This window comes from Paracoccus aerodenitrificans, from assembly GCF_027913215.1.
GTDB classification, from domain to species: Bacteria; Pseudomonadota; Alphaproteobacteria; order Rhodobacterales; family Rhodobacteraceae; genus Paracoccus; species Paracoccus aerodenitrificans.
This window is the reverse complement of record NZ_CP115784.1, coordinates 1,789,846-1,803,713: the sequence shown is the minus strand read 5'-3', so window position 1 is coordinate 1,803,713 and position 13,868 is coordinate 1,789,846. Positions and strand designations below refer to the sequence as shown.

The window sequence follows — 13,868 nt, the reverse complement described above, 5'->3', positions numbered from 1 at the left end:
TCTCCTTGCAGAGCCTGAATCACGCAAACAGCCCGAAATCAATGGGTCTGGAGCCTAGTTCCACCCCGAACGAAAGCGATTACGTACAGTTTCAAAGAAGCCTGAAGGCCGATGCCTTTCCCAGAAACGGGATGTCTGCACGTGCAGCTCATGCGATCGTTGCAAGTCATCTCTGGACCGACAGCAACCCGATGCTCAACCTTTCCAGCTTTGTCACCACCTATATGGAGCCAGAAGCGCAGGCATTGATGGCTCAACATGCGCATGTGAACTATATCGATCACGACATGTATCCCAAATCGTATGAACTCGAAGGGATCATGGTGGATATGCTGCACGAATTGTGGAACGGCCCCAAGGATGCGACCCCTTACGGCGCAGCCTGTGTCGGCAGTTCCGAAGCGTGTATGCTGGCCGGGCTGGCCCATAAATGGAACTGGCGCCAGGCGCGGGAAAAAGATGGCAAGGACGCGTCCCGGCCCAACATGGTCACGGGCGGCAATGTTCAGATCGTCTGGAAAAAGTTCATGAAATATTTTGACGTCGAGCCGCGGATCGTGCCGCTCGAGCCCGGCGAATATCGACTGACTGCGGACAAGCTTGATGAGTATGTCGATGAGAATACGATTTGTGTCGTCGCAATTGCTGGACAGACCTTTACCGGCGAAGATGACGATTTTAAGGCCATTCACGACTGGCTGGACGAGTATGAAAAACGTAGCGGTGTTTCTGTTCCGATGCATATAGATGGTGCATCGGGCGGGTTCATTCACCCTTTCCTTTATCCGGACTACGAATGGGATTTCCGGCTTCCCCGTGTTGAATCAATTAATGCATCCGGGCATAAATTTGGGCTTGTTTATCCAGGCTTGGGCTGGGTCGTTTTCCGGGATCGATCAGTCTTCAATGAAGATCTTGTATTCTATGTTAATTATCTGGGTGGAGAGTCGCCGACCGCGACGCTGAATTTCAGCCGGAATGCTGCGCAGATTGTCGGGCAGGCCTACCAATTCCTGCGGTCGGGGCGCGAGGGTTATCGCGTTATCATGCAGAAAACGGTCGATAATGCCGAGTTGCTTCGCGAACTTTTGCTTGAGAGCGGGTATTTTGAGATCATGAACAAGACCCAGACGATACCAGTGGTCGCGCTGACGCTAAAGGATGAGGTCACCAAGTTTAATGAGTTCGACCTGTCTGCAAAAGTACGAGAAAACGGCTGGGTGCTGTCTGCCTATTCGATGCCTGCCAATGCCCAGAGCGTAAATTCACTGCGGGTCGTGGTACGACCTCATCTGAACGACTCGGTTATTCGTGAACTTGCCCAGGACATCATCAACGCCTGCCAGTACCTGGAAGAGCATGGTGGTACGGCAACAGCGCCCGAACTTCATGCGCATGCAAAAGCATCTCCGAAATGCTGAGCAGTCGCAACTGACTAGTCGCAACCCGGCGCAGTCGGATCCGCAAGATCCGGCTGCTCCGAGGAAGGCGGTACTACGTCCTTTGATTCCGGAGAATGACATGCACGTTTTTCTACGCCGAATTCATATTTCATCCACTCTCGTTCTGCTCGTCGCCTTGACGTTTCTTTCCTCTGCTTTGCCGGTCCTCGCGCAGGATACGGGTGGCGCGGCTCTGGAGGTCTTTCCTTCGGTCATCGCAAGAGGAGTTCACGGTTTCTTTGAACTTCTGGACAAGCAGAAATTCGTGTTCCTGCTTTTGGCTCTGTCTATCGGTTATCCGCTTGGTCGAGCCAGCTTCAAGGGCATCTCGCTGGGTCCGACCGCCGGAACGCTTCTTGTCGGTGTTCTGATCTCACTGACCGCGAAGGTCGCCTATGACATTACTTATTCAGTGCCCGGGCTTGTATCGACCATCTTCCTGCTCATGTTCATGTATGCGCTTGGGTTGAAGGTCGGGCCGCAGTTTTTTGCCGGATTACGATCCGGCGGCAAGGCTTTCATAATCATCGGCCTGATCGTATGGCTGCTCAACTGGATTATCGTCGTCGGCGGAGTAAATCTGGTCGGGATGGCGCCGGGCTTCGCGCCGGGTATCATCTCGGGCAGCTACACCATCACCGCTATTATCGGAGTTGCCACCTCGGCCATGCAGAGCGGCGCCTATGTCCCGCCCGAGGGGATGAGCGTTGAACAGGTTGGTGCGAATATCGCCGCTGGCTATGCTGTCAGCTATATCTTGTCCAGTCTCGGTATCATTCTGCTGATCCGCTATCTTCCGAGCATGTTTGGTCGTGATCCGGTTGCGGATGCGAAAGAGGCAGAAATAGAGATGAGCGGCGGTGCCTCCGCCCCAGTTCCTGGTGCCTCAGGTGCGCTGACGCTTGGCTATTCGCCCTCGGAGATTCGCAGCTATCGCGTAGAGCATGAAGTGCTTATCGGCAAATCGGTTCAGCAGCTTTTCGACAGCTACCCCGCCGCGCCGATTCTGCGTGTCGTGCGCAATGGCAAAGCGATCCCTCTGAAAACCGATCCGGTTCTGGAGCAGAGCGACATCGTTGGTGTTCGTGCGGATGTGCATGATCTGATACTGAAGAGCGGTGAAGTTATCGGGCCGGAAGTGGACGAACCGCTGGCGCGGGAGGTCGGTCTGGAAGCTGCGGATATCAGGGTCGGCAAAAAGGGTATTAACGGCAAGACGCTGAAACAGATTGCTCATGAATCTGGAATGGGGCTCCAGCTTCGTGCCCTGTTCCGGCAAGGTAATCAGGTTCCCTTCAATGAAGACACTGTGATCTATTTCGGCGACGTGATGCGTGTCGTCGGCCCCGACAGCCGTGTTCAAGCCGCTGCCGAATATCTGGGTGGACGGGCCATTCTGGACACCACCGTAACCGAGGTCAGCTATATGACTGCTGCGATGGCGGTAGGTTATCTGATCGGCATTATCAGCGTCACTATCGGTGGTATCCCTTTCGCTTTGGGGACCTCTGCCGGTTGTCTGCTTGCCGGCATTTTTGTTGCCTATTTCCGCAGTCGGAACCCCGAATTCGGTGGCCCGGTGGACGAGGGTGCACGCGCCTTCATTCAGGATATAGGCCTGAACATGTTTGTTGCCGTGCTCGCCGCTAATGTCGGTCCAAAGATCATTCAGTCTTTCCAGGGCTTTACCGTAGTCTGGATTGCGTTGATCGGTACGCTTGGTGCCCTGGTTCCACCGTTTGTCGGCTTCTATGTCGGGCATAAGTTCTTCAACCTGAATTCGGTGATTGCAGCGGGCGCTGCAACAGGCGCACGCAACAGTACACCCGGCCTGAACGCGATTTGTGAGGAATCGCAAAGCAATGTGGCCGCTGTCCCCTATCCGATTACCTACGCCATTACCACGGTACTGGCACTTGTCGGAGGTTATATCGCCATGGTCATCTCCTGACCGCCCGGCCCTGACGCGAAAGAATTCAAGGCTGGGGCAATATGTGTCCCGGCCTTGTGGGTGGAGTTCATCACATGATGCAGCCACAAGAAACAGATATCGCTGTCAACACGATGCGATCAAGACTTACTGTGCTGGGTTTTGTCCTGACGATCATTACGTTTCAGATCAGCCAGGTCATATACCCCGCAGCGAAGGCGGTTGAAAACGGCGGGCTATCCCCGCAGCGTTTCGGACTCGGCGTTGCGTTGCTTCTGGGGGCGTTGGTCACTCTGCTTGCTCTGGTCGTTTTCATAATGTCCAGTCGGCTGAACCGGGAAGGGACCTGCAGCATTCACTTTGTAATCATTGGCGATCTTCTGATGTATCTGGCGCTGATCATGACATTGTTCATCTTTATCAGCCCTTATGAGCCCGTGCTCGACCAGTTCTCTGCCAGCCTGGTTGATCAAGATCTCTCCAATATCCGGCATGCAGTCCTCGGGTTCGGTGTTTTTGTCTGGATATTTGTCGGTTTCGTTGCCCCGGGGCTTCTAATGCTTCGTTTATCCGTATCAGTTGTCATGCGTCTGCTCTATTTCATTTCGTATTCGATCTGCCTTGCGCTGCTGACCTGGCTGGTTTTGCTGGCGAGCAATCTTGAACGCGGTGCTGACCCTCCGAACTTTATGGAGGTAATACGCTCTACGCTGTTCGCGCCGATGGACTGGACTGGGGCAGGCTTGTGAGAATAGCCTTACCGTCTGCGACGAAGCCTCGGTCTCGGATCTGTCGCAAACTTTCCTTTCGGCAAGGCTAGCTCCTTCATAGCCACTTCCCTATGCTGCCAGTGCCGCGAATTGGTCAAGAGGGCAGGATCGGGGCCGGAGTTGCCTCTTGCGTTTTTGCTACCTTGCCAAGCTCCACTGTCATACCGCGACCTTGAGGAGATCATGGCCGATTGAGGCGTCACGGTTGATCATGCGACGCTGAGCCGCTGTGTGGAACGCTATGCTGGGCTGATCACGGAAGATTCGTGCCGGCGTAAAAGATCGACCGACAGATACTGACGCATAGACGAGACCTAAGCAGGGTTAAGAGGCAGTGGGTTTACCTGTACTGGGCCGTCAACAAACACGGAAAACTCTGGATTTCATGCTCTCCCTGCACCGGAACAAGCCGGCTGTCAGCAGGTTCTTCGCCCGGGCGCTCGAGGACAACGGCCTGCACTGCAAGATCGTCATCGACAAAATAGGCGCAAATTCAGCGCGCATCACCGAGATCAATCGCATGCTTAAACGGTTTGGATGCCCGATTCCGATCTGGATAGTGAGGGTCAAGTGCCTAAACAATTTGTTTAGCAGGATTATCGCTTTATCAAGCATCGGTTGAGGACCATGCTCTGCTTCAAGAGCTTCACATCGATCGTTTCGACCTTCGGTCGGATTGAATTCGCCAACATGATCCAAAAGGGTCAGCTGAGGCCGGAGCTACGTCCCTTTCAGCAGTCTGTAGACTGGCTGCCTGAAGCCTGGACACTTATCAACGACCTGTGTCGTGCTGATCGGTTTGCGATAGAACCAAATTAGAGATTGACCTAAGTGATAAAATGCTCAACCGTTGGCTTGTCGGACAAACATGCGGATAGAATCATGATTGCCACTGCCCGCCAATCGACCGAGATTGATGTCGCCTCGTTGCTCGACTGGATGGTGCCGCGCGTCGACGGCGTTGGTCCTGACATCGCATTGCACCAGATAAGTGGTGGTCAATCCAATCCTACATTCTTTCTGGAGACAAATGACCGTCATCTGGTACTGAGAAAGCGGCCGCCAGGTAAATTGCTGCCGTCAGCGCATGCAGTTGATCGGGAGTATCGGGTCCAAGAGGCACTCGCCGCTTCGGCGGTCTCTGTGCCGAGGATGGTCGCGTTTTGTGAAGATGAAAGCGTGATCGGCACCCAGTTCTATTTGATGGAGAGGGTCGAAGGGCGGGTTTTTCATGATAATGGGCTGCCTGAAATTCCAGTCAAAGAACGTCGTGCATATTTCGATGCCATTGCCAGCATGCTGGCCGAAATTCATAAGATTGATATCAAGGAAGCAGGGCTGACCGGTTTTGGCAAGCCGGGTGGTTTTGCCGAGAGACAGGTCGGTCGCTGGACCAGGCAATGGGAGTTATCATCGACGGCGCCCAATAACGACATTAATGCTCTGATCAACTGGCTGCCCAATAATATGCCGGACGACGAACGGAACACGCTGGTTCATGGAGATTTTAGGCTGGGCAATGTCATGTTCCACCCTGACGAACCACGCATCGTTGCCGTGCTTGATTGGGAGCTTTCGACGTTAGGACACCCAATGGCAGATCTTGCTCATAGTTGCATCTATACGTGGTTCATGCGTTCAGATGAATATAGTCGCGGCCTACTGGATCGTGACGTTGCCGGCGATGGTCTGCCAGATATGGATGAATTCGTCTCACAATATTTTGCGGCTTCTGGTGACGATGGAAAGCTGTCACGCTTCTATCTTGTGCTTGCCCTGTTCCGAAACGCCGTAATTTTTGAAGGTATTGCCAGTCGGGCGCGGCAGGGGAACGCTTCATCAAAGGATGCGGCGGAAGTTGGACGGTTGGCGCCGGCACTCGCTGCACGCGGCGCTGCGTTGATCGCCTGATCTGGGATATGGGGAGGAATCGAGATGGATTTTGAATATACGCCCAAAATGAAAAAACTTCAGGCGCAGCTTCAAGAGTTCATGGATAAGCATGTTTGGCCTGCAGATGAGGATTACCGGCGTATTGCGGACGACGGTTCATATCCCGAAAAGTTGGTAGATGGCCTGAAAGAGAGGGCGAAAGCAGAGGGTCTGTGGAATCTGTTCCTTCCGGCGTTGAAGCCGGATGAGCCTGGGACAGCGCTGACAAATCTCGAATACGCGCCATTGGCCGAAATCATGGGCAAACTGCCTTGGGCTTCAGAGGTCTTCAATTGTAATGCCCCAGATACCGGAAATATGGAAATACTGCATCTTTTCGCAACGCCGGAACAACGGGAACGCTGGCTTTTGCCGTTGCTTGAGGGCAAAATCAGGTCTGCAGTATCTATCACTGAGCCGGATCAGGCCTCTTCAGATCCGACCAACCTTCAGACGACAATCGAACGTGATGGTGATGAATATGTGATCAACGGACGCAAATGGTTTACCACCGGTGCGCTACACCCAAAATTCGCATTCACGCTCGTCATGGGTATATCGGATTCCCGCCCGGATGCACCGCGCCATTCGCGGCATAGTTTCGTGATTGTGCCGGCAAACATACCTGGTTTTCGTATCGTCCGCGATGTTCCGATCATGCATCATCACGCTCCCGAAGGGCATTGCGAAGTCGAGTTCAAAGATGTCCGTGTGCCTGTCAGCAATCTGCTCGGTGATGAGGGTGCTGGCTTTGCGGTTGCTCAGGCCCGGCTTGGGCCCGGACGCATCCATCACTGCATGCGAACTATCGGGCAATGCGAGCTTGCTCTGGACCTGATGTGCGAACGTGCATTGACCCGGCGCACATTCGGAAAGGATCTGGCAGATTACTCGAATATCCGTGACTGGATTGCACAGTCTCGTATCGGGATAGATCAGGCGCGATTGCTGAACCTTTATACAAGCTGGCTGATGGATAATCAGGGCAATAAGGCGGCGCAGGTCCTCGTGTCCGAAATAAAGGTCGCGGCGGCGCGGCTGCAGACAGAGGTCCTGGACCGTGCAATGCAGGTTTACGGAGCGTGCGGCATCACGCCTGATACGCCGCTTTCTTTCCTTTGGACATGGGGGCGGGCCTTACGCTTCATTGACGGGCCAGATGAAGTACACCTGCGCGGTATCGCTCGGAACGAACTGAAGCAGGCACGTGCACGACTTGAGGCTCGTGGTGTTTTGCCGAGCGCTGCCGAGTAGATTCATATCCGTCTGCGTGGAGGCTGGCGGCGGGATAACTGCGAGAGGGGACGCAGGTGAAAATGGGAGGAAATCCGGAATGAGCTGGGACAGCGGAGTATTTCCTGAACGCAGAGCCGAGGCACATTACAATGACCGGGTTGTTGAGTGCTTTTCTGATCGCCCGCAACATCTTTGGCAGTTTCTTTCTGACGCGGTGGCCCGCAACCCCAATGGTGAGGCCTATGTATCGGGTACACGCCGCGTGAGTTGGAGAAACTTTCTCGCAGAATCAGAGCGTGTGGCGCTTGCCCTGTCCGCGCAAGGCGTCCGAAAGGGCGACAGGGTTGGCATACTCATGGGCAACTCGATTGATTTTATTGCCATGCTGTTCGGTCTGTTCCGTCTTGGTGCGGTTGGGGTTCCGGTGTCAGTTCGGGCCAGCGTACCGGAAATCGCCTTCATGCTTAGCAATTGTGGTGCGGAGCTTTTGGTCTGTGACCGGGACCTGACAGCACGCAGTTCAGAGGCCGTAATTACGTCCGATGGCCGTTTGATTGCATTTCCAGATCTGGACGGTGAGGGCACTCTTTCCGACCCGGATGAGATATCGAGGGAAGAGGAGGTCGCGCTAGTCCTCTATACGTCGGGTACGACCGGAAAGCCCAAAGGCGCCATGCTGACTCATTTAGGTCTGATTCATGCGGGAGTATATTATCAGACTATCATGGGCTTTCAGCCGGAAGATCGTGTCATCTCTGCCGTGCCGTTGAGTCATGTGACTGGAATTGCCGCGCTTATAGCAGGACCTATGCACGGCAGCGCGACTGTCATCCTGATGGAAGCGTTCAAAGCCGCAGCATTTCTTGATCTCGCAGAAGTCGAGCGGATGACTTACACTCTGATGGTTCCAGCAATGTATAATCTGTGCCTGCTACAGCCGGATTTTGCTGATCGGGATCTCGGAACATGGAGGCTTGCAGCTTATGGCGGTGCTCCAATGCCCGAACCTACAATTCGACGTTTGGCAGAAGCTATTCCGGCACTGTCATTCGCAAATTGCTATGGTTCAACCGAAACCATTCTCGCGCAACTCGTGACCCCTCGCCAATATGCATATGAAAAGCGCGAATTTGTCGGCTGCGCACTTCCGGGTACTGAAGCGCGGATTATGGACGAAAACGGCAGGGAGCTACCCCATGGGTCAACCGGTGAGATCTGGCTTAGGGGTCCCAATGTCGTTCGCGGTTACTGGAACAATCCCGAGGCGACGGCTGCGTCCTTCACCGCAGGCTTTTGGCATTCGGGCGATATCGGCGTGATGGATGAGGACGGTTTTGTCCGCGTGCTCGACCGGGCAAAGGACATGATCAATCGCGGCGGTCTAAAAGTTTATTCGGCGGAGCTGGAAAACGTTCTGACAGATCATCCGGCTGTTGTTGAGGCGGCAGCGATTGCCAAACCATGCCCGGTTCTTGGTGAGCGCGTGCATGCCGTGGTAACGATCCGATCCGCAATAGATGCCGTCACGCTGCGCGAATGGTGTAGTGCCCGGCTGTCTGATTACAAGGTGCCCGAAACCCTCGATCTCTGGCAGAACCCTTTGCCGAGAAACGCCAACGGCAAGGTTGACAAGAAGTTGTTGCGCGACTCGCTGCTTAACGCGGCACCATGAACTATCCGAAACGCTGACAATTGGGCATCGCCCATGAGGATGGCTGTCTTAACAGAATATGAAAACCGGGAGGAACAATGACAAATCTGACAAAATTCGTATTTGTGGGCGCACTTGCTGCATCGGCTCCAACAGTCAGTAAAGCTGACGCCAACCTCATCATCGCAGCCTCGCTGCCAGAGGTTCACTTCTGGGTCGGCAAGCATATGAACCTGTTTGCTGATGCGATTGAGGAACGAACAGACGGAGATATCAGTTTTACCAGGTTTTACGCAGGTGAGATTACCTCGGTCGGTCGTGAACTGGACGGGCTGCAAGGCGGTTCCATCGATGTGGCCGCGCCATTGCTTGCGCCCTATCACGAAGGGACTTTTCCGCTCTCCGACGTGACCCAGTTGCCGACGCTGGGGACAACCTCACTGATTGAAACGAATGCTTTCCTGAAGCTGATGGACTCAGATGTCGAACTGGCGGATGGCAAGACCTTCTATGAATACGAGATCGAGCCGAAAGGTATTCATGCCTGGCCGGTCGGCACAACCTCTGCATATGCGATCAATTTTGCGGGCGTCGAACCTGAAAGTGCCGAGGATCTCAACGGCATGCCGCTGCGGGCAGGCTCTGCGCTTCATACGATTTTTCTTGAAGAGCTGGGATCGACGCCCGTAACCATGCCCAGTTCGGCTTCTTATGAGGCGCTTTCCCGCGGCACTGTCGAAGGGACGATTCTTTCTGTCGCGGACTGGCGGTCTTATTCGCTGCAGGATGTCCTGACCTATTCTATTACCGGCGTGGCGGTCGGTCACTGGGGCAGCTATATTGCGATTTCGGATAGTGCATGGCAGCAGCTTTCTGATGAGCAAAAGGAAATCTGGGATCAGACTGCACGTGATATTGCAATTGAAAACGCCGAGCTGATCGACGCGCAGGACGTAGAGGTTGCTGAAGAGGCAGCGGCTGCAGGAATTAAATTCGTCGATGTGGCCGCTATTCCTGAGGGTCTGCGCTCAGCGATAGAAAGTGCATCCACCGCAACCTGGCGGCGGTGGATTGAGCAGACCGAAGAAGCTGGCCTCCCTGGTCGGGCAACGGCACAACTCTGGGCAGAGCTGGTTCAGGCCGAAGGTGCCGAATTGCCCCAAGGCGTCGAAGAGTTGCTTGTTAGCGAATAAAAAATCTCTCGCTCCGGGACGCTATTTGTCCCGGAGGAGCTTTCTGCCCCAACCTGTCACCCACCGCTGATCTTACCGCGGATTTGATTGGAGCCTAAAATGTCACACGATCTTATCATCATGATCGTCGTCGGGTGGTTCTGCTTCTTCCTATTTCTGGGGCAACATGTTGCGACTGTACTGTTCGGTACCGGTATCGTCGGCATATTGCTCTGGACTGGCCCGCGCGTGCTGGACGGTATTGTCGGACAGGATGTGTTCTATACCGCCTCGAACTACTCTCTCTCGATCATTCCCCTTTATCTTCTGATGGCGCAGTTATTGATGCGGGGCGGGCTGGTCCTTGACCTGTTCCGGGTGGGTCACAGGCTTGCAGGTTACCGGAGATATCCGCTTGGAGTGGCCACTTTGGTCATTGGCGGACTTCTGGGTGCTGTTTCGGGTTCAGGCGCTGCATCTGCTGCTTCGCTTGCAACCTTGTCAGCACCCGAGTTGGAGCGCGTCGGGTACTCTCGTCGCTTCGCCATTGGTTTGTCAGCCGTTGCAGGGTCTTTATCGGCGGTTATTCCTCCAAGCCTGATCGTCATTATTTATGGTGCGATCACCTCTGTCCCGATTGGACAATTATTCATCGGGCTGATCGGTCCGGGAATGTTGTGCCTTCTGGTTTATATTGGCTGCCTCGCTGTTTTCGAAGAACTGAATCCCGAAGCTTTGAAGATGGCAGAAATCCAAGCCGCCGAGCCAGAGCAACTCGAACGCGGCGCTTTGGCCGCATCGCTTTTCCTGATCGCGCTGATGCTGGTAGTGTTCGGGGGTATTTATGGCGGTGTGATCACAGTGGGTGAAGCTGGTGCGATCGGTGCGTTCACCGCACTTGTCGGCTTGATGCTGATGCGCCGGATCAATCTGCGCGATCTGGCGCATGCGCTGAATGAAAGTGTCAAAATCTCCGCGATGCTGATGTTCATCGTGATCGGCGCCCAGATTTTCGCACGGTTCCTGGCCTTTTCGCGGATACCACGCGAACTTCTTGAACTGGCAGAGCCCTTTGTCGATCAGCCGGGTCTGTTGGTCGCGATACTGATGATCGTTCTGTTTCTCGCCGGTATGATCCTTGAAAGTGCCGCCGTGATCCTGCTGATCGTACCGATCATATTACCTATATTAGAAGCCGCTCAAATTGATCTGCTGTGGTTTGGCGTGCTTGCTGGCTTTATGATCTCGCTCGGGTTGTTAACTCCTCCTGTTGGGTTATCAGCCTATGCAGCGGCTGCCGCGCAGAGATATCCGGTTGTCGAAGTCTTCCGGCCCGCGACGAAATTTGCATTCGCTGCAGCCGTGATCGTTATCAGTGCCACGATCTTCTTTCCCGGAATCGTCACCTGGCTGCCAAGCCATGTCAGATAAGTGCAAGAGGAGTTGAGATCATGAGGAAAGCCTATCAAGCGCTTGGCAGATTCGAGTTTGGCCTTGCCGCTATCGGGGCTGGTATCTGCCTGTTCGTTATCATGATGATCACTGTTCTGTCTGTTTTCGGGCGTTATGCGCTGCACATGGACCTGATACCCGGCGCCTATAATATTATTGAACGCATGCTGTTTCCCCTCGTGGTATTCTGGGGACTCCCACTGGCTCATCGTGAAGCGTTTTTTCCTCGACTTGAAGCGTTCACTGCAATGATGTCTGTCCCGATCCGCTCGGTTGTCGGCGTTCTGATGCTTGTTGTTGAACTGGTGATCTTCCTTTTTCTGTTGTGGTATATGCTGCGATATTCGATCACCAGCCTGCAGACAGGACGAACAATGCAACTGGGCTCGGGTTACTTTCCTGTCTGGCCATTCATCATGATGGTTCCTCTTGCTATCGGGCTAATGGCGATTGAAACGATCTGGCAGATTTGCCGGCATATCCTCTATTTCGCAGGCCGAGGTCCCGCGCCAGCTTCTATGTCAGACCCACTGACAGGGGAAGGCTGATCGGTGATTACCCCTTTCCGGTGAGGATACTTTCCGAACTCGTTCGGTTGAGGCAAAAGCTGCAGGGTAGACAAAGAATAAGGAAGGTCCCATGGATGAAATCACGAAGCTGCAAGTCTCTCCGGCCTATCAGGTGGTATCTGACGAACTTCAGCGCCTCATCCTCGAAGGAATACTGAAGCCTGGCGATCAGCTTCCCGCAGAAACAGAGCTTGCGGATCGCTTTGGCGTCAATCGATCTACACTTCGCGAGGGAATTAGGCAGCTTGAAAGCGAAGGGCTTCTGCGGCGTGTTGGCCGGAGACGTTTGCTGATCACCATTCCCGATCAACAGCATATGTCAGTCCGTATGGAGCGTGCACTTTTGCTTCACGCCGTGCGGTTTCGCGAACTTTGGGAGGTCGCGAATGCATTGGAGCCGCTATCGGCAGCGCTCGCCGCGCAGCGAATAACCGACGATCAGATCCATATCTTGGAAAAAAATCTTGCTGATACGGAATCAGCGATTGCGGCGGGTACGCCGACAGATGGGCTTGATACCGAGTTTCATGCAATGCTTGCCAAGTTTACCGGCAACCGTGCTCTGGTTCTGAGCCGCGAGCCTATCGGCCGCTTGCTGTTCAAGCCTTATCTTGAAATTGGAAGAATCCTGAAACAAGCACCGCACCGCAATCTCGTCGCACATCGGGAGGTTGTCGATGCGTTGAGCGCCCGCGACTCCGAAAAAGCCCGTGAGTGGATGGCGCGCCATATCGCGGATTTGAAGAGGGGATGGGAGATGGCCGGCCGGTTACTTGACGACTGTATCGAGCAAAAATAGGTGCAGAAGGGGACGGACAGGATGCAAGATGCCACACAAAACGGACATGGCACCGCAGATGATTTTGCACGTTATGACCGGCTTCTGTCACATGACTTTCCCACCACCGAACATCGCTTTGATAAGCGTGACACGATTCTTTATGCTCTGGCATGCGGTGCAGCGGCAGATGACCTTGATCTTGTCTGGGAAGAGCGATTGCTAGCGCTGCCCACGATGGCAACAGTACTTGCCTATCCGGGTAACTTCTACGCCGATCCTTCATTTGATATAGATGCCTTGCATGTTGTGCACGCCTCAGAGCGAATTGAGCTGGATCAGGATCTACCGGTTTCGGGTCACGTGACAGCCAAACCCACGATCACGGCTATTTACGATAAGGGAAAAGGTCGCGGCGCGTTGATCGTCAGCCGTCGTGAGATCAGGGATGTAGCAACTGGCAAGTGCATCGCGATTGTCACGCAGAGTGCCTTTGCGCGCGCCGATGGCGGTTTGGGTGCCAGGGTGCTTCCGGCCCCGCCCAAGCTGGAATTACCATCAGGGTTACCGGATCAGGTGCTTGTCACTCCGACCTCACCGCGCGCTGCTGCATTCTATCGACTACTGGGGGATAATAATCCGTTGCATATTGATCCGGATTTCGCCGGAAGAGCCGGATTTTCTAAGCCTATTCTGCACGGCCTTTGCAGCTATGGGCATGTCGCAAGAAAAATACTGGCCGAGCAGCGCAGCAAACGAATCAAGATGATGGATTGTCGCTTCACCGCGCCAGTTTTTCCGGGTGAGATACTGGAAATTGATCTGTGGATGCAGGGCCAAGGTTGCTTTTTTCGGGCGCGTGTCGCGGATCGGGTCGTGATTGATAACGGAGAGATGCGCTTTTTTCATGATTGATTGAATAAGCCGTAGATCACT

At 54.1% G+C, this 13,868-nt stretch carries 11 protein-coding genes and 1 pseudogene; all 12 read left to right on the top strand.

From position 1 onward, the window contains the following. Positions 1-5 precede the first annotated feature (5 nt). Entirely contained in the window at positions 6-1,421 is a 1,416-nt protein-coding gene (gene gad, locus PAE61_RS10235; RefSeq protein WP_271112292.1) for a glutamate decarboxylase, read from the top strand. Beyond that, a complete protein-coding gene (locus tag PAE61_RS10230) occupies positions 1,396-3,393 on the top strand; it encodes an aspartate:alanine exchanger family transporter (protein ID WP_271112291.1) in 1,998 nt (665 codons plus the stop codon). The genes gad and PAE61_RS10230 overlap by 26 nt, the downstream gene beginning before the upstream one ends. Before the next feature lie 74 nt (positions 3,394-3,467). Then, the gene (locus PAE61_RS10225) at positions 3,468-4,121 is read left to right on the top strand and encodes a hypothetical protein (RefSeq protein ID WP_271112290.1); all 654 of its coding nucleotides are present in this window, start codon (positions 3,468-3,470) and stop codon (positions 4,119-4,121) included. A 177-nt stretch (positions 4,122-4,298) separates the two neighbouring features. After that, positions 4,299-4,877, top strand: a pseudogene (locus PAE61_RS10220) (IS6 family transposase); the annotation flags it as partial. Positions 4,878-5,024: 147 nt separating this feature from the next. Beyond that, a complete protein-coding gene (locus PAE61_RS10215; protein WP_271112289.1) occupies positions 5,025-6,053 on the top strand; it encodes a phosphotransferase family protein in 1,029 nt (342 codons plus the stop codon). Positions 6,054-6,077: 24 nt separating this feature from the next. Then, positions 6,078-7,328 carry an acyl-CoA dehydrogenase family protein gene (locus PAE61_RS10210; RefSeq protein ID WP_271112288.1) on the top strand — a complete coding sequence of 417 codons (1,251 nt, stop codon included), beginning with the start codon at positions 6,078-6,080 and terminating at the stop codon, positions 7,326-7,328. A 79-nt stretch (positions 7,329-7,407) separates the two neighbouring features. Beyond that, positions 7,408-8,982 (top strand): class I adenylate-forming enzyme family protein, encoded by a 1,575-nt coding sequence (locus tag PAE61_RS10205; RefSeq protein ID WP_271112287.1) that lies wholly within the window; start codon positions 7,408-7,410, stop codon positions 8,980-8,982. Between the two features lie 77 nt (positions 8,983-9,059). Next, entirely contained in the window at positions 9,060-10,154 is a 1,095-nt protein-coding gene (dctP, locus tag PAE61_RS10200; RefSeq protein WP_271112286.1) for a TRAP transporter substrate-binding protein DctP, read from the top strand. A gap of 99 nt (positions 10,155-10,253) precedes the next feature. Beyond that, positions 10,254-11,564, top strand: a complete 1,311-nt coding sequence (locus PAE61_RS10195; RefSeq protein WP_271112285.1) for a TRAP transporter large permease — start codon at positions 10,254-10,256, stop codon at positions 11,562-11,564. A gap of 20 nt (positions 11,565-11,584) precedes the next feature. Continuing rightward, positions 11,585-12,133: a TRAP transporter small permease gene (locus tag PAE61_RS10190; RefSeq protein ID WP_271112284.1), complete on the top strand. Its 549-nt coding sequence runs from the start codon at positions 11,585-11,587 to the stop codon at positions 12,131-12,133. Positions 12,134-12,224: 91 nt separating this feature from the next. Beyond that, a complete protein-coding gene (locus tag PAE61_RS10185; RefSeq protein WP_271112283.1) occupies positions 12,225-12,953 on the top strand; it encodes a FadR/GntR family transcriptional regulator in 729 nt (242 codons plus the stop codon). Between the two features lie 21 nt (positions 12,954-12,974). Further along, a complete protein-coding gene (locus PAE61_RS10180) occupies positions 12,975-13,847 on the top strand; it encodes a MaoC/PaaZ C-terminal domain-containing protein (RefSeq protein ID WP_271112282.1) in 873 nt (290 codons plus the stop codon). The last annotated feature ends 21 nt before the right edge of the window (positions 13,848-13,868 follow it).